Consider the following 18,543-nt stretch of genomic DNA (forward strand, 5'->3'; position numbering starts at 1 on the left):
TTCCCTGATAGCTCAGTTGGTAGAGCACTCGACTGTTAATCGAGTTGTCACAGGTTCGAGTCCTGTTCGGGGAGCCATATGGAGAGATGTCCGAGTTTGGTCGAAGGAGCACGATTGGAAATCGTGTAGGCGCCACAAGCGTCTCGGGGGTTCGAATCCCCCTCTCTCCGCCAGTAGCATGGCCCGTTGGTCAAGGGGTTAAGACACCTCCCTTTCACGGAGGTAACAGGGGTTCGAATCCCCTACGGGTCACCATTACAACTTCTCAACTGGTAATAATTGAGGGTTGAATAAGCTTTGAAGATTTGATATGATATAAAAGTCGCTGATGAAACAACAACATGGACGCTTAGCTCAGCTGGGAGAGCATCTGCCTTACAAGCAGAGGGTCGGCGGTTCGATCCCGTCAGCGTCCACCATAATATCGCGGGGTGGAGCAGTTCGGTAGCTCGTCGGGCTCATAACCCGAAGGTCGTAGGTTCAAATCCTGCCCCCGCAACCAAATAAATCGTGGAGCTGTGGTGTAGAGGCCTAACATGCCTGCCTGTCACGCAGGAGACCGCGGGTTCGAATCCCGTCAGCTCCGCCATTTAATTAATATTGGTTAGGGCGATTAAGTACGAAATTAGGCTCGGTAGCTCAGTCGGTAGAGCAAAGGACTGAAAATCCTTGTGTCGGCGGTTCGATTCCGTCCCGAGCCACCATATAAGTTTTGCGCCGGTGTAGCTCAGTTGGTAGAGCGGCTGACTTGTAATCAGTAGGTCGAGGGTTCGACTCCTTTCGCCGGCACCATCTTGGAGGATTAGCGAAGTGGCCAAACGCAGCAGACTGTAAATCTGTTCCCGTCCGGGTTCGGTGGTTCGAATCCATCATCCTCCACCATTATAGGGGCATAGTTTAAAGGTAGAACAACGGTCTCCAAAACCGTTGGTGTGGGTTCAATTCCTGCTGCCCCTGCCAAGAAGATCTTGGCGAAAATGAATATTTTTAGGAATGTGGCGGTCGTGGCGAAGGGGTTAACGCACCGGATTGTGGCTCCGGCACTCGGGGGTTCAAGTCCCCTCGATCGCCCCATATACCTTTGGGGATTAGCCAAGCGGTAAGGCAACGGACTTTGACTCCGTCATGCATAGGTTCAAATCCTATATCCCCAGCCATTTGCGGACATAGCTCAGTGGTAGAGTATCGCCTTGCCAAGGCGAGGGTCGCGGGTTCGAATCCCGTTGTCCGCTCCATTATGGCGCCATAGCCAAGTGGTAAGGCAAAGCTCTGCAAAAGCTTTATTCCCCAGTTCAAATCTGGGTGGCGCCTCCAAAATTTTTAAAAGATTTGATTGAAATGGCTTCATATGTGCCCTTAGCTCAGCTGGATAGAGTATTTGACTACGAATCAAAAGGTCGGGAGTTCGAATCTCTCAGGGCACGCCACTTAAATTTAATATGCCGGTGTGGCGGAATGGCAGACGCGCGCGACTCAAAATCGTGAGGGAAACCGTGGAGGTTCGAGTCCTCTCACCGGCACCATTTCAAAATTCAGACCCAAGATGATCTTGGGTTTTTTTATTGCTTTAAAAGAATAATTTATAGACAGAATAACTTATAGATAGGGAAAGCATACAACAATATTCGTTAATAACTAATTAAGACTTGTTGACTGCATATGCGCAGCATCTAAAATCGTATGGGCCTTGTTTGTATGGCATGCTTGTTTAGTAAATGGATTGCTATTGTATGCAACTACCGAGAATGTAGGACAGCTTATCCAACAACAGAATCGATACGATTGTCTATATTCTAATACAAAAGCCAAGCAGTGAAGCTTATGCTCGCGTCTGCTTGGCTCTTTATAATTATAATATTTTATTGCGTATCACTGTTAGTAACTGGTATATCTGCAGTTGGAGCAATCACTGCACGGCTAGGTTCGCTTCCTGCGCCATCGGTCAATCTTTTGATCATTTTCTCAATGTCGAGTCCTGAGACATCTTTGAGCATTTGTGGCGCTGTCGCCATAAGTTGGGTGACATAGTTGCTGACGCGGGCTGCTCCTTCACCATGCCCTGTATCTACTACCGTCAATTTGTCAATCGACTTAATTGGTTCAGCTACTTTACCTGCTAATTCAGGAAGCATCTTTACGACAATGTCGAGCACTGCTGCTTCGCCAAACTTTTCGAATGCTTCAGCTAGCTTCTGCTTGGCTTCTGCTTCAGCTAGACCTCGCAAGCGGATAACATCGGCTTCAGCTGTACCACGAGCGCGTTCTGCGTCTGCAATTGCAAGACCTTCAAGCCGCTTCTGCTCGGCTAATGCCTTCGCTTCGGCTTCGATGCGGTATTGCAGCGCATCCGCTTCAAGAACTTTGCGGGATTTTTCCGCTTCCGCAGCTTGAACGACGGAATAACGCTCTGCATCGGCCTTCTTCTTCACTTCAGAATCATATTGCTTCTCGCGGCGCAGTATTTCTTTGCCCTCGAGATCGATTTCACGTTCTTTTCTAACCAGTTCAACACGCATTTGCTCTTCAACTACACTTTGCTTGGAACGTGCTTCCTGGATATGATATGCCTGATCCGCTTCGGCTCTTGCTTGATCCTGTTCTTTCTTAAAGGAAGCGATCTTCAGTTCTTTCTCTTTACCGGCTTCAGCAATATTCGTATCACGAAGGAGCTCAGCCTTCATACCTTCTTCCTCCGCCTTCGCCTTCTGAATTCGAGAATCACGAATTGCTTCTGCCTCAGCAATATCCGCGTCTCGTTTTACAGCTGCAATCCGAGGCTTCCCGAGTGCTTCTAGGTAACCATGCTTGTCGCGAACGTCTTTGATGGTAAAAGAGACAATTAACAATCCCATCTTCTTGAGATCTTTAGCGGCAACGGATTGAACCTCCTGCGCGAAGCGATCACGGTTGCGGTATACTTCTTCGACGGTCATCGATCCAAGAATGGCCCGAAGATGACCTTCTAATACTTCTTGGGCTTCACTCTGCAATGCCACCGTAGGCTTCCCAAGAAACTGCTCCGCAGCTGTTGCCACATCTTCCACAGATCCTCCGATTTTAATGATAGCAACGGCGTCTGTCAGGACTGGAACCCCTTGCTCGGTGTACACTTCAGGTGTTGTGACATCGAGCTTGTGTGAAAGCAAAGATAAAAACTGTGATTGCTGGAAAATAGGAAGTATAAAGGCACCGCCACCGCGGACGATTTTCATCTTGCGGCCGGTTTCATCTGAGGACACATTACGGCTGCCTAGATATGAACCAGTCACAATCATTGCTTCGTCTGGGCTTACGGTTTTGTATCGTGCCCAAAATGCCAAGCCTAGTACAACGATCACACCCACTAGGATAAGGGGTATCAATAAATAATCTTCCATCCCATTCTCTCCTTTTTATTCATATATGTATGAGAAAAACTTCGGAATGAAGCTTTTCACAACAAACGAACATATGGATTGATTTGTGTGGTAAAGAATATGATTTAACTAAGAGATTATTCAAGGATGGATACAAATACCGTATGTTCTCTCACCTCGATAACAACTACCCGACTATCTTGAGCTATAGCAATTCCATCAAAAGAGGCCGCGATCTGATTCGTATTGCTTACCCCAACTTTAATCAGCACTTCACCATAGCCCTGGGCGGGTATCGCAATACTGACATCCCCAATTGAGCCTACTAATTCATGGATGGAATAACCAATAGAATTCTCACTGTTCTCCATCGGTTTTATATAGAGGAAGTAAACGAGCACAGCTATCAAAATAGCTCCTGCAACCGCGATGGTGACTATAAAACCAGTGTGAAGCAAGGAGTATCGGGTAAGCAAAATGCCGATGGCGCCAATTGAAGTTAAGCCGCTGACTAGTACAGTGGGCTGTAAAAATTGAACATGGGTATCACCGACTACAAAGTGAAAGGCATGTTCCAATAAATCGCTAAATATTAGCGTAACAAGCGCATAAATAACACCAAACACGAGTAAACCCCAATATAAAGCTTCCATCGCATCACTCCTCACATGAAAGCTGCCTCATCTGCTTTCCATTTGGTAATGAAATCACTCTAATGGGCAGTTATGGAATTATATACGTTTGAATCAGGTGTTAGTTTCAATGGGCGAGGGGCATGCAGAACTGGAGTCTATGGAGGCCCCCGACTTCAGTCTAGGTTTAAATACCGTCCACAGCCTGTTTTGAGATGACAAGAAACAACCTAGAATAAAGACATAAGCAAACGACATATGAAAGGTGGTGACGAACACAATGCAAAAGAAAGGAAATACTCTAGCATTACTGTTGATCGGACTTGGGGCATTCCTCTTGTTGAGTAAGCTTGGTTTAAGCTTTGGAGGATTGTTCGGATACCTGATACCAGTTGCAATGATTGCACTTGGATATTACGGCATTAAAGCAGGAAATTCGTTCTTTGGTTGGATATTCATTATCATCGGTGCCATTTCCTTAATTGGCAAGTTGTCCTGGATTATCGGCTTACTTATTGCAATCGGCATGATATGTTTTGGAGTGTCTATGCTGGTAGGCAAACGTAAAGGGTATCCAAATTAAACATAGGCTACTGAAATTCGAAATAAGGAGGGTTAAACAGCATGAGCAATATATTCCGGCGAGTACGAGATATTACACTCGCCTCACTAAACGAACATTTAGAGAAGTCGGAAGACCCGATTCGCCTCATTGACCAGTTTCTGATGCGTACTCGTCAAGAAATTACGGAAGCGGAGCGGTTGTATCAACAGTATGTCATGCATGCGAACCAGATGAAGCAGCAGCTTAATCAAGCAGCGGAACTTCGCGATCGTAGAGAGCAGCAAGCTCTGCTGGCTCTTAAAGCTAATGAGGAATATGCAGCTAAGCTAGCCCTTCAAGAGAAATTGATGCATGAAGAGAAAGTGTTAAATTACACAGATTTATATGATAAAAGCAAGCAGGCGATTCTCGATCTGGAAGAACAACTGCACACTTTAAAAAGCGAATTCCAAACGGTGTATGACAAACGTCAAATGTTCATCGCCCGTATGCAGACGATTCGTTTGCAGCAGCGTATGAACGAACGGGGATTGGGGAATCCAAACCAGGTTGATGGCATGTTCCGTCGATTGGACGATCGTGTGACTGATATGGAGTGGGAATCCCAAAGCTTGCGCGACGTTCGCCGTATGAATGAAGCCAGCTATAGAGGCTCTTATGAAAAGGATGCCCAAGTGCAGCAGGAGATGGAGCGCTTGAAGCAGAAGCTGAACACACCTAAGGAGTGATAGAAGGATGAACAAGAAGCTGTATCGTTCCACACGTGATTCTAAAATGTGCGGACTGTGTGGCGGACTTGCGGAATGGCTGAATATCGATGCAACACTCATCCGTGTGTTGTTTGTGATCGGGGTCATATTTTCCGGATTCACCCTGCTCGTTGTCTACTTTGTCATAGCACTTGTAGTTCCGAAAGAGCCTCGGCCGCATGGCCCGATGGGATTTAACGGTTCGAACGGATATGGTCCAAACAATTACTATGACCAACAAGGCTATAATGGCGGCTATGCAGGTGGAGGATACTCACATGACCGCGATGCCCAATACCATCGCAATGACTATCGCAGCCGCAACGATTATCGCTCACAGCAGCAATATAACAGTTCGTACGATAACAACAGTTCGAATATCGACTCCATGATGGGTGATATTGAGAAGAAAGCTATGATGAACGAATTACAACAATTGCGCGAGAAACTCGCAAAGTACGAGAAAGGGGATAAGTAAAATGGGAGTATTTAAACGTATTAAGGACATGACAAAGGCATCTGTACATGATTTGTTGGATAAGGTTGAGGATCCGGTAGTAATGTTGAATCAATACCTGCGTGATATGGAGCAAGAAATTCGTGAGGCTGAAGTAACAGTCGCTAAGCAAATGGCTAACGAGCGCCGTATGAAACAACGTTACGAGGAAGCAGTACGCGTTTCGGGTGAACGTGAAGCACAAGCAGGACGTGCATTGACTTCAGGCCAAGAGGAATTGGCAAGAAAATTGCTGGAAGAAAAATTGTACTATGATCAAAAGATAGTAGAATTCGGCGATCTCCATGCTCAGGCGAAAGCACAGGCAGAAGAGTTGATGCATCAAATGCACGTCATGAAGGATGAGTTCTACAAGCTTCGTAACAAACGTAATGAATTGGCTGCACGTGCTCAAATGGCACAAGCCCGTAAGCAAATGTCATCCATCAATACGCTGCATACAATTGAAAGCGGAAGTGCATCGCTTGGTTTCCACCGTATGGAGGAGAAAATTATGCAGCTAGAAGCAGAAGCTGATGTCCTGCGAGTGCCATATAGCTCAACCGCATCTGTTTATCAACCGCCGGTTGATCCTGAAAAGCAATTAAAAGTAGAAGAACAACTTGCAGCATTAAAGCAAAAGCTCGGCAAAACGGAATAACCTCTTGGGGTTTAATGATAGAGTATGATATGCTAATCATTGGGCTAAATACGGCGATGCATCCTGCATCGCCGTTAGTGCCTTTGTACAATGACAGAACAGGAGGTGCGACATGTTGTCGAATAACCGAATACTTGCTTATATTCTTATTGTGCTGGGGCTGTTTATATTAATCGGAAAATGGCTAAGCTTCGGGACGTTTGTCGCCCTTGTGCTGATCGTTGTCGGCATGCGTAAAGTGCAGTCGATGGAAACCAAGATCGGATATGTGCTGCTCGGTGTTGGTGGAGCCATACTTCTGTTGGAGCATCTGCCGTTGTTTATTGGCATCGTTCTTATCTCATTAGGCTTATTTTATGTCAGATCGCGTAAGGTGCAGCCGAATGAGCAAGTCATAAAGCGTCAGAATTTATCGACTAGCTTAAAGTGGGATCGTGAGCCTTATCATCTGTATAGTCAAAGCTTATGGCATCTTGTCGGGGAAAGTGATATTGACTTGTCACTTGCGATTCTGGAGGAACCAGAGACAACGCTTCTCTTCCAAGGAGTTATTGGTGATATTGATATTATAATTCCAGACCATATCGGTGTTGAGATCGAAGCAACTGTTTTATTTGGACAAATCGATGTGGGCCATGACAGAGACACGGGATTTTTTAATAAATGGACGTGGCGATCTCCAAATTATGAGAAAATGGATCAAAGAGTGAAACTGTATCTTTCGTATATCGTAGGAGATATTGACATTAAATTGCACTAAGTCAGGTGAAAGGAGAAGCTTTCCGCATGAATAGCAAGAAGAATGCAAATATGGTAATACGATTTATGGGGGAAACGCTGCTCCTTTCCTTTGCTTTGTTTTTTATCATCGTATACATGCTGCAATCAGCGGGTTATGTTCAGCCCTTTGAAACATGGGCAGCTGGAGTAAAGGCAACGTTATCAGCTCTACTGGTCGTTGCTGTTATTGCGACGTTATTTGGTTTTTATCAAGGCTATAAGATCAAGCGCAGAATTGAGCTGCTGCGCGAATCGATGGTGCTCTTAGAGAAGGGCAACCTGTCCAGACCGATGCCGGAGCTCGGCAATGACGAACTTGGACAGCTTGCGGAACAATTAGGTCGGGTCAGTAAGCGTTGGGAGGAGCAAGTGACCTCCCTGCAGCGTCTATCGACCAATAATGCGCAGCTTGCGGAACAAGCGCGAATTACGGCTATAATTGAAGAGCGGCAGCGATTGGCGCGGGAGTTGCATGATGCGGTCAGTCAGCAATTGTTTGCGATCTCAATGACCGCAACTGCAGTCAAACGTACGTTAGGCCGTGATTTTGATCGGGCAGAGCGTCAGGTCGAACTGATCGAAGAGATGGCATCGGTAGCGCAATCGGAAATGAGGGCGCTGCTGCTGCACTTGCGGCCGGTACACCTGGAAGGCAAGGGGTTAGTTCAAGGGTTGCGGGAACTGGTGCATGAACTGCAGTCCAAAGTCCCGATTGATATTCATTGTGAAGTGGATGAGGATATTCAACTGCTTAAGGGTGTGGAGAATCATCTGTTCCGCATTATTCAAGAAGCACTATCGAATACGTTACGGCATTCCAAGGCTGAGCGTATGGAGATTAGGCTGCAGAATCGTGAGGATGCTGTAAGACTGATGATTCGTGATAATGGAGTTGGTTTTCATTGGGAGGATCATAAGCAGGCAAGTTACGGTCTGCGTACAATGCAGGAGCGTGTTAACGAGATTGGAGGCTCTATTCAATTTATTACGGCCCCTGATAAAGGAACACGTATTGAGATTCGGGTACCAGTGTTAAAAGACGAACCGGCTTGGAAGGAGGAAGAGGTTAGCGATGGCGATAGAAATGGATATCGAGACATCGATTCGGGTGCTGCTCGTGGATGACCATGAGATGGTCCGAATCGGTCTTGCTGCTGTATTAAGTACGGAAGATGGCATTGAAGTTGTTGGGGAAGCAAGCAATGGTGAAGAAGGGATCAGGCTTGCCCAGGAATATAAGCCGGATGTTGTTCTTATGGATCTTGTCATGGATGGCATGGACGGTATCGAATCTACACGTAAGTTGCTGCAGCTTTATCCGGAATGCAAAGTAATCGTACTGACCAGCTACCTGGATGACGAGAAGATGTATCCCGTTATTGAAGCGGGGGCTTTCAGTTACTTGCTGAAGACGTCACGTGCGACGGAGATCGCAGAGGCGATCCGTGCGGCGGCAAGAGGTCAGTCTGTACTAGAGTCGCAAGTGGCGTCCAAGATGATGAACCGTTTTCGTCAGCCAAAGCCGACCCAAGCTGCTCACGAACATCTGACAGAGCGCGAGATGGACGTACTGCGATTGCTGGCACAAGGCAAATCCAATCAAGATATTGCGGATGATTTGTTCATCGGAATAAAAACTGTAAAATTTCATGTGACAAATATATTGGCGAAGCTTGGTGTAGAAGATCGAACGCAAGCAGCTATATATGCGTATAAGAACGGCTTAAGCGAATAAATGACAAGGCAGCTCCACGTACTGTGTATACAGTATGGGGGCTGCCTTTTCTTTTTGTCTGCTAGAACGAGTAGGCAGTCGGAATCGCTTTCTCGCCTTGTAGGACAAGCTATACGTAAGTTCACAAGTACATAAATAACTCTATCCGACATAACTTAACATAGTCAAATCATAGGATAAGTACGTGTGAGCCTATGCAAAATTTACCGAAATATATAGGTCGATTATCGTAGGAAATGCTCGATAAAGCTTGATGGAATCAGCATTTACAGAAAGCAGGAGTCTTACAAAACAAGCAGAAACAATAAAGAGACCAGTGCTAAGTCCAAGTCTACCCGGGGGCCGTAATTAAATGGCCGATAAGGATATGAATACCGAGCTGCGGCGTAGGGATCTGCAATATAATTTGCTGCGACTGCAGTTGGACTAGTATCGGGGGAGGTTTTAGCTTTTGATTTTTTCCCCTTCTTTTTACTCGGTGCAGTCTCCTTCGTCTCCCCGGATAAATGTGCTGGAGAGGAATCAGCGTTTAAAATGAGCTTGCCGTTCTCACAATGACTCAGACGTCCGATATACTCTCGACCATCTTTGGTCACAACACCAACTGAACGTCCACAAAATTGTGATATCGTTCTTTCATCCAATGGTATAGGGATCATTCTCACCAGTCTCCTTTCAACAAACGTTTTGTTATTTAATGTATTCAAGACGTGACAGTCGCGTATGGACGTTCACCTAACGGTCTTCAGCCTATTTTGCTAGTAAAAGACACTATTTTGTAATGGAGGTCGACGACATGATGAAACGACAAGGAAGATGGATTGCAGTGCTTAGCTTGACTTTGTTTGCGATGTGTGGAGCTGCGGCATCCTGGGGCGGTCCTATGCTCAGCAGTGCTGCTGCAACGGTAGCAAAAGCGGATCAGAAGCAGGTACCATCCATTTCGGAACGGGTAAGCATGTTGTGGGTATTGGCTGAGCTTAGCGGCGAACGCAAATTTAACACCACCATTACGGTGCAGGGAAGCTTTCATACGGCGGAAGAAAACTGGGGGAAGGAACGGAACGAGTGGTCGCTTGTCATTAAACACAAGGAGCCATTTGCCGAAGTTACAGAGCACGGGCGTACCGTGTATCGTTCTCATTATGGCGCTTCCTCTTGGGAAGGCGATATCCTTTTATTTCGCGAAAAGGATGGACGTGCCTATTATGTCGTGACGATAAAAGGGGCTGCGAATGGCGGGATGAAGCAGAGCGTGGAAGAAGCTGATCGTCTTCGCAGTCTGTTAACGGGTGGGGACTATGAGAACGATTGGAATGCGACTGTACAGACGGAAACGAGCTTAAGACGTGATGCAGCATGGGCAAAGGCAGAGCAGGCAATCAAAGAATGGGGCAGCGCTAATCCGTTGGATATATACGAAGATGACAGGACAATCAGTGCTTCTTACGAGACTAGTTATATGGGTGAAGGGGTTGCGATGAAGGATGGGCACGCGAACCTTCAGGTTGCCGTACAGGAGAACGGCAGTACGGGAATAACACGAATCTCATTTGGTACTCCATTAATCTCTGGAGAATACTAGGAATGATTTGTCTAGAAAGATGGAATCCTGCAGATTTATGTGCTAAAATGGCATCACATTCGAAATAAAAATGTTGAAGTTCTATAAACGAGTGTAAGGATGATGGAGAGAGATGACTGAGATGCATAATCAAGAATCGATATTGTCCGATGGCGCCGTCTTTTTCATTTTTGGTGCTACCGGAGACCTTGCGCGCCGTAAGCTGTTTCCTGCCATATACAGCTTATATCGTGAAGGCAAGCTTGGCGAGCGCTTTGCCGTTGTAGGACTTGCGCGTCGCCCGCGCACGAACGATGAGTTCCGTGTAGATGTTCGTGCATCGATTGATGAATTTTGTCGATACGATGTGAAGGATAATGGAGAGTGGGAACGATTTGCTGAGCATTTCGAATACAAACCTCTCGATATCAACAATGTGGACGGTTTCCGCGAGCTGACTGTGCAGACGGAAGAGATTGAACGTAAGTTCGACGTTCCAGGCAATCGCTTATTTTATATGGCGCTTGCGCCAGAATTGTTCGGCAGCGTTTCACATAACTTGCGTGATGGTGGAATGCTGGATACAACAGGCTGGACTCGGCTTGTCATTGAGAAGCCATTCGGGTATGACCTGGAGTCGGCAGAACGCTTGAATGAGCAGCTTAGCTCTGTCTTTAAGGAAGAACAGATTTATCGTATTGATCACTATCTCGGCAAAGAGATGGTTCAAAATATTGAAGTGATTCGCTTTGCGAATGCCTTCTTCGAGCCGCTCTGGAACAACAAGCACATTGCCAATATTCAGATTTCCTTATCTGAGACCGTAGGCGTGGAAGAACGCGGCGGTTATTATGACCATGCTGGCGCTTTACGCGATATGGCTCAGAATCATATGCTGCAAATGCTGACGATGATCGCCATGGAGCCACCAAGCCGTCTCCATCCGGAGGATATTCGTGATGAGAAGGTTAAGGTGCTTCGTTCCTTGCGTCAATATCATACTGCAGAGGAAGTACATGATCATGTGATTCGCGGTCAGTACTCCGCTGGTGCTATGAAAGGCAAAGAACTGCCTGGTTATCGCGAAGAAGAGAAGGTGAACCCTGCATCCGTAACGGAGACTTATTTTGCGGCACGGGTATTTGTGGACAACTTCCGCTGGGCGGGAGTACCGTTCTACATTCGTACAGGCAAACGCCTCCCTGTGAAGACCACCGAAGTGGTCGTGGAGTTCAAGAGTATGCCATCTAACGTTTATTTGGGTCGTAAGCATAAGCTTGAGCCGAATCTCCTTGTTATTCGGGTTAATCCGATGGAAGGGATCTATGTCCGTATCAATGGCAAGAAGCCTGGAGCTGAAGGCGGCATTCAACCGCTTGCTATGGACTTCTGCCAGAGCTGCATGATCGGCATTAACACGCCGGAAGCATACGAGCGTTTGATCTTTGACGCAGCACGCGGCGATTCAACGTACTTTACCCGTTGGGATGAAGTGGCTGCAGCGTGGTCCTTCGTGGATAAGATCGCTGAAGCTTGGCGCGAATCGAACGATGATCTTCACCAATATCCAGCCGGATCATGGGGGCCACAGGCTGCTAATGAACTGTTGGAGCAAGACGGTTATCGCTGGTGGCCTGTGAACGGCCAAGAAGAAGATACCGTTGTGTGGAAATAACGATCGACGACCGACTAGGAGGCGAAAGCGTTGTTTAAGATTTACGATATCTCGATGACGATTCAAGACGGTATGCAGGTCTACAAGAATAAAGATGAGAAGAAGCCAGTTATTCGCAACGTACAGAATTTCTCGAACGCTAAGGCATATGAATCGCGGATCGATATTGATGTACATTGCGGCACGCACGTAGATGCGCCGTTACATATGTTGGAGAATGGCGATACGATTGAATCGATTGGACTCGATCAACTTGTTGGACATGCACGTGTTCTGGACTTAACACATTTACAGGATAGCATCGGTCGCGAAGATTTGGAGCCATTTGGCTTGCAGCGCGGAGACTGGGTTTTGTTTAAGACACGTAACTCTTCTTCGGAAGAGTTTGACTTCGAATTTGTATTTCTGAATGAGACGGGAGCTGAGTACTTAATTGAGCTTGGTGTAAAAGGTGTAGGTACGGATGGGCTCGGCATTGAGCGTGCGCAGCCGAACTATACGACACACCGACCGCTTTTCCAGAATGATATCATTATTGTAGAAGGCTTACGCCTAAAAGAAGTGGAGCAGGGAACCTATTTTATGGTGATTGCTCCGCTTAAGCTGACGGGTATCGAGGCGGCTCCAGCACGCGCGTTCCTGATTGGCTCCTAAGCTAAGATATAGGCGGATGAATGACTGGACTGTGCTCTCTTTTAGAGGCACAGTCTTTTCCGTACTAGAGCTGAGACTGTGTTACAGAGTAAGAGGCGCAATCTGAGCTGCAGCAGGTATAAAGCGTGTTATCGATAGATATAACAAGAATATGATGGAAAAGGATGATGATACATGACAACTCCGGTACGAATTTCCCAAAATAGCGCTGTACTGCTAGAAAAAGCACGTCGGTTCGGTCTGTCTGATGAACAGCTGCTTCAAGTGATTCAGCATAACGATGTTGCTTTATTATGTGAAGCGGGCAACTACACGGAATGGGTAACTTATGCTCGTGAGCATGGCGAAGATCTTGAATCAGCAGTGACACACGGCTACAAGATGACATTTAATACGGTGTACGGCCTGAAAAATTGGGTGCGGGAACGCTTAGGCTTCGAAGCAGGCTCTGATTATACCGAAAGTGAAGGGCGTATGGATGGCCTTCAAGTAAGCGCGGAGGATGCAGCTATGCTGGAATCAACACTAGCGACGAATTGGGTTGTCGTAGATCAAAGCGGAGATGCCGAAATTCATGATGTCACATTGGTTATGCGGGCATTTTACCAACCAGAATCCCGTTTCTAAGATACCCTCTTTTATGTTAGAATAGATGTTATGTGATTTTGAGATGAGAGGGCTAATGTGATGAGTAAATCGTTAACAGACCAATTGATTAAAGAGGTCGATAAGCGTCGTACGTTTGCAATTATTTCTCACCCGGATGCAGGTAAGACTACGCTTACAGAGAAGCTGCTTCTATTTGGGGGAGCTATCCGTCTCGCAGGGACGGTAAAGGCACGGAAGGCGAGCAAGCATGCGACGAGTGACTGGATGGAGATTGAGAAGCAGCGCGGAATCTCGGTAACCTCATCCGTCATGCAATTCGATTATAATGGGCATCGAATTAACATTTTGGATACACCAGGTCACCAAGACTTCAGTGAAGATACGTATCGCACATTAACAGCAGCGGATAGTGCTGTGATGTTGATCGACGTTGCCAAAGGCGTCGAGGCACAGACAATCAAGCTGTTCCAAGTATGCGCGAAGCGGGGCATTCCGATCTTTACGTTTATTAACAAATTGGATCGTGAAGGCCGCAGTCCTTTTGAACTGATGGAAGAGCTGGAAAATGTGCTTGGTATCCGTTCTGTTCCGATGAACTGGCCAATCGGTATGGGCCGCGGTTTATGCGGCGTGTATGATCGGATGAAGAAACAGGTTGAGCTGTTCCAAGGCGATGATCACTCTACGATCAAAGTCCAGAAGGTTGAAGATTATAGAGATCCGGTAATACGCGAGATGGCGGGGGACTACTTGCACGATCAGTTGTGCGAGGAATTGGAACTGCTGGATGTTGCCGGGGATGAATTTGACTATGAAAAAGTAATGAATGGTGAGCTGACACCAGTATTTTTCGGTAGTGCGATCAATAATTTCGGCTTGCAGACGTTCCTGGAGAACTTTTTGCAGCTGGCACCTAAGCCATCTTCCCGTCATACGACAGAAGGCGAGATTGAGCCGACCAATGAGAAGTTCTCTGGTTATGTCTTTAAGATTCAAGCCAATATGAACCCTGCTCACAGGGATCGGATTGCTTTCCTGCGTATTTGCTCAGGCAAGTTCGAACGCGGCATGAGCGTAAAGCATGTTCGTGTAGGCAAAGACATTAAGCTGGCTCAACCGCAGCAATTCCTTGCCCAGGACCGAGATATCGTGGATGAGGCATTCCCTGGAGATATCATTGGTTTGTTTGATCCAGGCATATTCCGAATCGGAGACAGCTTGAGCCAAGGCATGTCAGTCAAGTTTGATGAGCTTCCAACTTTCTCTCCAGAAATCTTTGCGCGTGTAACGGTAAAAAATGCGCTTAAGCATAAGCAGTACCAGAAAGGCGTAGACCAATTAACTGAAGAAGGTACGATTCAAGTGTTCCATAATGCTGGAGTATTTGATGAGACGATTCTTGGTGTTGTCGGTCAGCTCCAATTCGAAGTATTTGAATACCGAATGAAAGCGGAATACGGAGTTGATGTACAGCTTCAGCGTTTGTCTTTCCAATTCGCACGTTGGGTTGTCGCTGATAATATCGATCCAACGAAGTTCCGTATTAATTCACAGTTGGTGAAGGATAAGAACGGCAATTTTGTTGCTCTATTTGAGAACGAATACGCGATGCGTACAGCTATGGAAAAAATGCCGGAAGCCAAGTTCTTGGAGATGGCCCCTTAGTCTTAGTAAGTAGGAGTGAGAAGACGCATCCTATTGGGGTAACTCATGGAGAACTTTTAAACAGATGAACAGAACCTTCAGTTCCGCTGCGTAAGCGAGACTGAAGGTCTTTGTTATTATATGAACAAACATATGAGCTATGATGATAACATTATTCTTCTAAACAGAATAAATAGATATGAGATCACAACCACTCGTTAAACTTGCGAATGTACCAAGTTTTAACTAATTGGGTTAAAAGACAATACCCCATTAAAATACCGATCAGCCATGGGAAATAAGATAACGGCAGCGGTTGCAAACCAATCTCCTCACCTAGCAGCGTAAAGGGAATGCAGATACCCGCAACCATGATGAGTACGGTCAGCAGCAGGACAGGCCAACTGGCACGGCTTTGGAAAAACGGTATTTTTTGAGTTCGTATCATATGAACGATTAACGTTTGTGAGAGCAGACCCTCTATAAACCATCCCGATTGAAACAGTGACTGTTCCCCAATCGTATTGGCAGCAAATACGTAATACATTACAAAGAACGTCGAGTAATCAAAGATCGAGCTGATTGGGCCGATGCAAAGCATAAAACGACCGATTGATTTGGCATCCCATTTGCGGGGCTTGGACAAGAACTCTTTATCCATGTTGTCCCATGGGATTGAAAGTTGGGAAATATCGTAGAATAGGTTTTGTATGAGCAAATGTATGGGCAGCATAGGCATAAATGGCAGAAAGACGCTTGCACCAAGCACACTAAATACGTTGCCAAAATTAGAACTGGCTGTCATTTTAATGTACTTTATTATATTGCCGAATGTTTTTCTCCCCTCAATAACACCTTCTTCCAAAACCATGAGACTCTTCTCCAACAAAATAATGTCTGCTGATTCTTTGGCGATATCTACCGCTGTATCGACAGATATCCCGACATCTGCTTCCCGCAGCGATGCAGCATCGTTAATCCCGTCCCCCATAAATCCAACGGTGTGTCCCTTGCTCTGTAAGGCGCTTACAATCCGCGCCTTTTGCAGTGGATTTAGCTTCGCAAATACGGAAGTTTGTTCTGCTAGATCAGCCAGATGATGATCTGGCATGTCGTCGATCTCACTGCCAAGCACGATACGCTCCACATGTAGGCCTACATCTCGGCACACTTTGCGGGCTACGGCTTCATTGTCACCTGTTAGCACTTTCACTGTTACACCATTATCATGCAGCGCTTGGATGGCTGGTGCTGCACTTTCTTTGGCAGGATCAAGGAAGCAGATGTAACCTATGAGTGTGAGGTCGGATTCATCGTGAACTGTATATTGATCGCTCTGTGTGCGAAGCTCTTTAGTCGCAACCGCCACAACACGCAGGCCATCGCTGTTTAACGACTGCACGATCTGCTCTATGTCTACACTTATTTCATCTGTCATCGGAACGAGCTGCCCCTGATCAGAGACATGGGAACATATACGGAGCAGTTCTTCCATTGCCCCCTTGCAAATGAGCAGATGCTGATTGTCCTTTTCTAAGATGACAGACATGCGGCGACGGTTAAAATCAAATGGGATCTCGTCCACTTTCTGGTATAAGAGCTCCGCGCCAAGTATATCTTGGAGTTCGGCATGCTCAAGCACTGCAACGTCTAATAAATTTTTCAGACCAGTCTGATGAAAGCTGTTTAAATAAGCATACCGCAGCACGTTTTCGTCTTCATGGCCATGAATGTCCAGATGCCGTTTTAGTACAATTTTATCCTGAGTCAGCGTGCCCGTCTTATCTGTACATAAGATGTTCATCGCGCCAAAATTCTGAATGGCGTTTAGACGCTTAACAACAACTTTATTGCGGGCCATCGTATTTGCACCTTTTGCGAGATTAGAAGTTACAATGACGGGAAGCATTTCAGGTGTTAAGCCAACAGCTACGGATAGGCCAAAGAAAAAAGCATCGAGCCAATCTCCCTTTGTGAAGCCGTTTAGGAAGAAGATGATCGGAACCATAATGAGCATAAAGCGGATCAGCAAGAAGCTTACACTGTTGACGCCTTTATCAAAGCTTGTCATAGGACGAGAGCCGACTAAGGTCTTCGCCATCGCGCCGAAATAAGTGCGGCAGCCTGTAGACACAACGATACCTGTGGCAGAACCACTTATGATGTTGGTGCCCATATAACACATGTTGGGCAACTCAATGGCGCTGTGGCGCAGCTGACGCTTGTGCGTCGAGAATTGGGCATGACGCGGCAGTGTATCTTGTTTCTCCACAGGCAGCGCCTCGCCAGTAAGTGATGATTCACTGGCGAACAGGTCCTTAGACGTTAGTAATCTAATATCTGCAGGAACCAAGTCCCCAGCAGACAGATGAATGATATCCCCCGGAACCAGCGCCTCCATATCGATCTCGTAAGGAGCGGATTGCCTGATGACAGAGGCGGTAGACTTGACCATTTCCTTTAATTTCTCTGCCGTGCGCTGAGAGCGGTATTCTTGTGTAAAGGAAATAAGGACACTAATCGTTACCATCACGCTAATGATGATGGCAGCTTCCGTATCTTTGGTGATGATCGAGAATAAGTCCAGTCCGAGCAAAATCAAAATAAACGGATTCTTAAAGCAGGCAAGCAGCTGCATGTACCAGGCTGGTGCCTTGTCTTGAATAATACGATTGCTCCCGTGTTGTGCTTGTCGAAGTGTGGCTTCTGCATTTGAAAGCCCTAGTAAAGTCGTGTCGTATTCCTCAAGCACGTCATCGTAATGCCAGGAAGAGATTTCAATTAGGCGGGATGAGATTTGCTTGATCGTGTCGTCTTGATTCGTGTGTTTGTTTTTGAATCTGTTTGTAAACATAGTGATACTCCTCCTTCGAGTGGAAGCAATGCGAAGGAGCTCCATAAAAAAACAGCCCCCGGATAGGAGAGCTGTTCGTTCAATTCTTGAAAGCTGGTGGAACAGGTGACAGCTTTAAATACACCTGCTTATGTATAAGAGGTGGGAAAAGTTGACAATATCCTCTCCGCAGCTGCAAGAGTTGATCCTCTCCGCAATGCTTTTTGCATAAAAAATTTGTAAATAGGTTGAAAAACATAAAAGGTCGCCAACTACTGCTGCCGTCCATCAGACTTTTCCCTCCTCCGACTCATAAAAATAGGCCCCCTAGAGATAGGGGGCCATGGTGAATGCGCACGCGCAAATAAAATACCATCTAGAGCCCCCTGGTCGAGTTTTGGCACTATACAACGTAAAGACATTTGTCTTAGCCACCTTATGAAAAGCCTTAATCCGGCAATTCCTGTTCTACCCATGGGCATCTTTCGATATTTCTGGGCAGTGGCCTGTGTTTGTATAGGAGCCTCACCTAACGAGGTCATTTGACACCCCTAATAGTAGTCTGGACATTTGTCTTTGTCAACTGTTTT

Annotated in this window: 16 protein-coding genes, 16 tRNA genes and 1 riboswitch; of the genes, 28 read left to right on the top strand and 4 right to left on the bottom strand. The window is 46.3% G+C overall.

Annotated elements, in window-relative coordinates:
• The first annotated feature begins 1 nt into the window (after window position 1).
• From QP775_RS23375 to QP775_RS23450, 16 genes are all read left to right on the top strand, one after another.
• Window positions 2–77 (top strand) — tRNA-Asn (locus tag QP775_RS23375).
• Window positions 78–80: 3 nt separating this feature from the next.
• Window positions 81–173, top strand: a tRNA-Ser gene (locus QP775_RS23380).
• 7 nt (window positions 174–180) lie between these two features.
• A tRNA-Glu gene (locus QP775_RS23385) sits at window positions 181–255 on the top strand.
• 88 nt (window positions 256–343) lie between these two features.
• Window positions 344–419: transfer RNA gene (locus tag QP775_RS23390), tRNA-Val, on the top strand.
• Between the two features lie 6 nt (window positions 420–425).
• Window positions 426–502: transfer RNA gene (locus tag QP775_RS23395), tRNA-Met, on the top strand.
• A gap of 10 nt (window positions 503–512) precedes the next feature.
• Window positions 513–589: transfer RNA gene (locus QP775_RS23400), tRNA-Asp, on the top strand.
• A 39-nt stretch (window positions 590–628) separates the two neighbouring features.
• A tRNA-Phe gene (locus tag QP775_RS23405) sits at window positions 629–704 on the top strand.
• A gap of 12 nt (window positions 705–716) precedes the next feature.
• Window positions 717–792 (top strand) — tRNA-Thr (locus QP775_RS23410).
• A 4-nt stretch (window positions 793–796) separates the two neighbouring features.
• Window positions 797–882: transfer RNA gene (locus QP775_RS23415), tRNA-Tyr, on the top strand.
• 4 nt (window positions 883–886) lie between these two features.
• Window positions 887–960: transfer RNA gene (locus QP775_RS23420), tRNA-Trp, on the top strand.
• A gap of 38 nt (window positions 961–998) precedes the next feature.
• Window positions 999–1,074: transfer RNA gene (locus tag QP775_RS23425), tRNA-His, on the top strand.
• 8 nt (window positions 1,075–1,082) lie between these two features.
• A tRNA-Gln gene (locus tag QP775_RS23430) sits at window positions 1,083–1,157 on the top strand.
• A gap of 3 nt (window positions 1,158–1,160) precedes the next feature.
• Window positions 1,161–1,235, top strand: a tRNA-Gly gene (locus QP775_RS23435).
• Window positions 1,236–1,239: 4 nt separating this feature from the next.
• Window positions 1,240–1,314 (top strand) — tRNA-Cys (locus QP775_RS23440).
• A 36-nt stretch (window positions 1,315–1,350) separates the two neighbouring features.
• Window positions 1,351–1,427: transfer RNA gene (locus tag QP775_RS23445), tRNA-Arg, on the top strand.
• A gap of 14 nt (window positions 1,428–1,441) precedes the next feature.
• Window positions 1,442–1,523: transfer RNA gene (locus QP775_RS23450), tRNA-Leu, on the top strand.
• 336 nt (window positions 1,524–1,859) lie between these two features.
• Here the strand turns inward: QP775_RS23450 and QP775_RS23455 are convergent.
• Window positions 1,860–3,377, bottom strand: a complete 1,518-nt coding sequence (locus QP775_RS23455) for a flotillin lipid rafts scaffold protein FloT (protein WP_239333115.1) — start codon at window positions 3,375–3,377, stop codon at window positions 1,860–1,862.
• A gap of 116 nt (window positions 3,378–3,493) precedes the next feature.
• On the bottom strand, window positions 3,494–4,009 hold the full coding sequence (locus tag QP775_RS23460) for an NfeD family membrane protein (RefSeq protein ID WP_285109149.1): 516 nt from the start codon (window positions 4,007–4,009) through the stop codon (window positions 3,494–3,496).
• Window positions 4,010–4,268: 259 nt separating this feature from the next.
• Between QP775_RS23460 and QP775_RS23465 the strand changes: the two genes are divergently transcribed.
• The 7 genes from QP775_RS23465 (at window position 4,269) to QP775_RS23495 (ending at window position 8,974) form a co-directional block, all read left to right on the top strand.
• Window positions 4,269–4,571: a LiaF transmembrane domain-containing protein gene (locus QP775_RS23465; protein ID WP_239333119.1), complete on the top strand. Its 303-nt coding sequence runs from the start codon at window positions 4,269–4,271 to the stop codon at window positions 4,569–4,571.
• Between the two features lie 41 nt (window positions 4,572–4,612).
• Complete coding sequence (locus QP775_RS23470; protein ID WP_239333121.1) at window positions 4,613–5,281, top strand: PspA/IM30 family protein; 669 nt, start codon at window positions 4,613–4,615, stop codon at window positions 5,279–5,281.
• A 7-nt stretch (window positions 5,282–5,288) separates the two neighbouring features.
• Window positions 5,289–5,780 carry a PspC domain-containing protein gene (locus QP775_RS23475; protein WP_239333123.1) on the top strand — a complete coding sequence of 164 codons (492 nt, stop codon included), beginning with the start codon at window positions 5,289–5,291 and terminating at the stop codon, window positions 5,778–5,780.
• 1 nt (window position 5,781) lies between these two features.
• Window positions 5,782–6,459, top strand: a complete 678-nt coding sequence (locus QP775_RS23480; protein ID WP_239333125.1) for a PspA/IM30 family protein — start codon at window positions 5,782–5,784, stop codon at window positions 6,457–6,459.
• Window positions 6,460–6,571: 112 nt separating this feature from the next.
• Complete coding sequence (gene liaF, locus QP775_RS23485; RefSeq protein WP_239333127.1) at window positions 6,572–7,219, top strand: cell wall-active antibiotics response protein LiaF; 648 nt, start codon at window positions 6,572–6,574, stop codon at window positions 7,217–7,219.
• Window positions 7,220–7,245: 26 nt separating this feature from the next.
• Complete coding sequence (locus QP775_RS23490; RefSeq protein WP_239333129.1) at window positions 7,246–8,364, top strand: sensor histidine kinase; 1,119 nt, start codon at window positions 7,246–7,248, stop codon at window positions 8,362–8,364.
• Window positions 8,312–8,974: a response regulator transcription factor gene (locus tag QP775_RS23495; protein WP_425414253.1), complete on the top strand. Its 663-nt coding sequence runs from the start codon at window positions 8,312–8,314 to the stop codon at window positions 8,972–8,974. The genes QP775_RS23490 and QP775_RS23495 overlap by 53 nt, the downstream gene beginning before the upstream one ends.
• A gap of 284 nt (window positions 8,975–9,258) precedes the next feature.
• Here the strand turns inward: QP775_RS23495 and QP775_RS23500 are convergent, their stop codons facing one another.
• The gene (locus QP775_RS23500; protein WP_239333131.1) at window positions 9,259–9,633 is read right to left on the bottom strand and encodes a hypothetical protein; all 375 of its coding nucleotides are present in this window, start codon (window positions 9,631–9,633) and stop codon (window positions 9,259–9,261) included.
• A gap of 137 nt (window positions 9,634–9,770) precedes the next feature.
• Here QP775_RS23500 and QP775_RS23505 point away from each other — a divergent pair, with 137 nt between their 5' ends.
• The 5 genes from QP775_RS23505 to QP775_RS23525 all read left to right on the top strand — a co-directional run bounded on the left by QP775_RS23505 (window position 9,771) and on the right by QP775_RS23525 (window position 15,141).
• On the top strand, window positions 9,771–10,559 hold the full coding sequence (locus tag QP775_RS23505; RefSeq protein WP_285109150.1) for a YwmB family TATA-box binding protein: 789 nt from the start codon (window positions 9,771–9,773) through the stop codon (window positions 10,557–10,559).
• A 112-nt stretch (window positions 10,560–10,671) separates the two neighbouring features.
• Entirely contained in the window at window positions 10,672–12,213 is a 1,542-nt protein-coding gene (gene zwf / locus QP775_RS23510) for a glucose-6-phosphate dehydrogenase (RefSeq protein ID WP_239333135.1), read from the top strand.
• 30 nt (window positions 12,214–12,243) lie between these two features.
• On the top strand, window positions 12,244–12,867 hold the full coding sequence (locus QP775_RS23515; protein WP_285109151.1) for a cyclase family protein: 624 nt from the start codon (window positions 12,244–12,246) through the stop codon (window positions 12,865–12,867).
• A gap of 174 nt (window positions 12,868–13,041) precedes the next feature.
• Window positions 13,042–13,494, top strand: a complete 453-nt coding sequence (locus QP775_RS23520; protein ID WP_285109152.1) for a hypothetical protein — start codon at window positions 13,042–13,044, stop codon at window positions 13,492–13,494.
• A 60-nt stretch (window positions 13,495–13,554) separates the two neighbouring features.
• Entirely contained in the window at window positions 13,555–15,141 is a 1,587-nt protein-coding gene (locus QP775_RS23525) for a peptide chain release factor 3 (protein WP_239333139.1), read from the top strand.
• Between the two features lie 184 nt (window positions 15,142–15,325).
• Here QP775_RS23525 and mgtA read toward each other — a convergent pair whose 3' ends face one another.
• On the bottom strand, window positions 15,326–17,974 hold the full coding sequence (gene mgtA / locus QP775_RS23530; RefSeq protein WP_285109153.1) for a magnesium-translocating P-type ATPase: 2,649 nt from the start codon (window positions 17,972–17,974) through the stop codon (window positions 15,326–15,328).
• 354 nt (window positions 17,975–18,328) lie between these two features.
• A riboswitch (M-box (ykoK) riboswitch) is annotated at window positions 18,329–18,497 on the bottom strand.
• Window positions 18,498–18,543: the final 46 nt, after the last annotated feature.

The sequence above is a fragment of the Paenibacillus sp. UMB4589-SE434 genome, assembly GCF_030226685.1.
Classification (GTDB): Bacteria; Bacillota; Bacilli; order Paenibacillales; family Paenibacillaceae; genus Paenibacillus_B.

Bases quoted from the DNA above. Each gene is read 5' to 3' on its own strand.
- QP775_RS23455 (WP_239333115.1), bottom strand. From the start codon at position 3,377: ATGGAAGATTATTTATTGATACCCCTTATCCTAGTGGGTGTGATCGTT.
- QP775_RS23460 (WP_285109149.1), bottom strand. From the start codon at position 4,009: ATGGAAGCTTTATATTGGGGTTTACTCGTGTTTGGTGTTATTTATGCG.
- QP775_RS23465 (WP_239333119.1), top strand. From the start codon at position 4,269: ATGCAAAAGAAAGGAAATACTCTAGCATTACTGTTGATCGGACTTGGG.
- QP775_RS23470 (WP_239333121.1), top strand. From the start codon at position 4,613: ATGAGCAATATATTCCGGCGAGTACGAGATATTACACTCGCCTCACTA.
- QP775_RS23475 (WP_239333123.1), top strand. From the start codon at position 5,289: ATGAACAAGAAGCTGTATCGTTCCACACGTGATTCTAAAATGTGCGGA.
- QP775_RS23480 (WP_239333125.1), top strand. From the start codon at position 5,782: ATGGGAGTATTTAAACGTATTAAGGACATGACAAAGGCATCTGTACAT.
- liaF (WP_239333127.1), top strand. From the start codon at position 6,572: ATGTTGTCGAATAACCGAATACTTGCTTATATTCTTATTGTGCTGGGG.
- QP775_RS23490 (WP_239333129.1), top strand. From the start codon at position 7,246: ATGAATAGCAAGAAGAATGCAAATATGGTAATACGATTTATGGGGGAA.
- QP775_RS23495 (WP_425414253.1), top strand. From the start codon at position 8,312: ATGGCGATAGAAATGGATATCGAGACATCGATTCGGGTGCTGCTCGTG.
- QP775_RS23500 (WP_239333131.1), bottom strand. From the start codon at position 9,633: ATGATCCCTATACCATTGGATGAAAGAACGATATCACAATTTTGTGGA.
- QP775_RS23505 (WP_285109150.1), top strand. From the start codon at position 9,771: ATGATGAAACGACAAGGAAGATGGATTGCAGTGCTTAGCTTGACTTTG.
- zwf (WP_239333135.1), top strand. From the start codon at position 10,672: ATGACTGAGATGCATAATCAAGAATCGATATTGTCCGATGGCGCCGTC.
- QP775_RS23520 (WP_285109152.1), top strand. From the start codon at position 13,042: ATGACAACTCCGGTACGAATTTCCCAAAATAGCGCTGTACTGCTAGAA.
- QP775_RS23525 (WP_239333139.1), top strand. From the start codon at position 13,555: ATGAGTAAATCGTTAACAGACCAATTGATTAAAGAGGTCGATAAGCGT.
- mgtA (WP_285109153.1), bottom strand. From the start codon at position 17,974: ATGTTTACAAACAGATTCAAAAACAAACACACGAATCAAGACGACACG.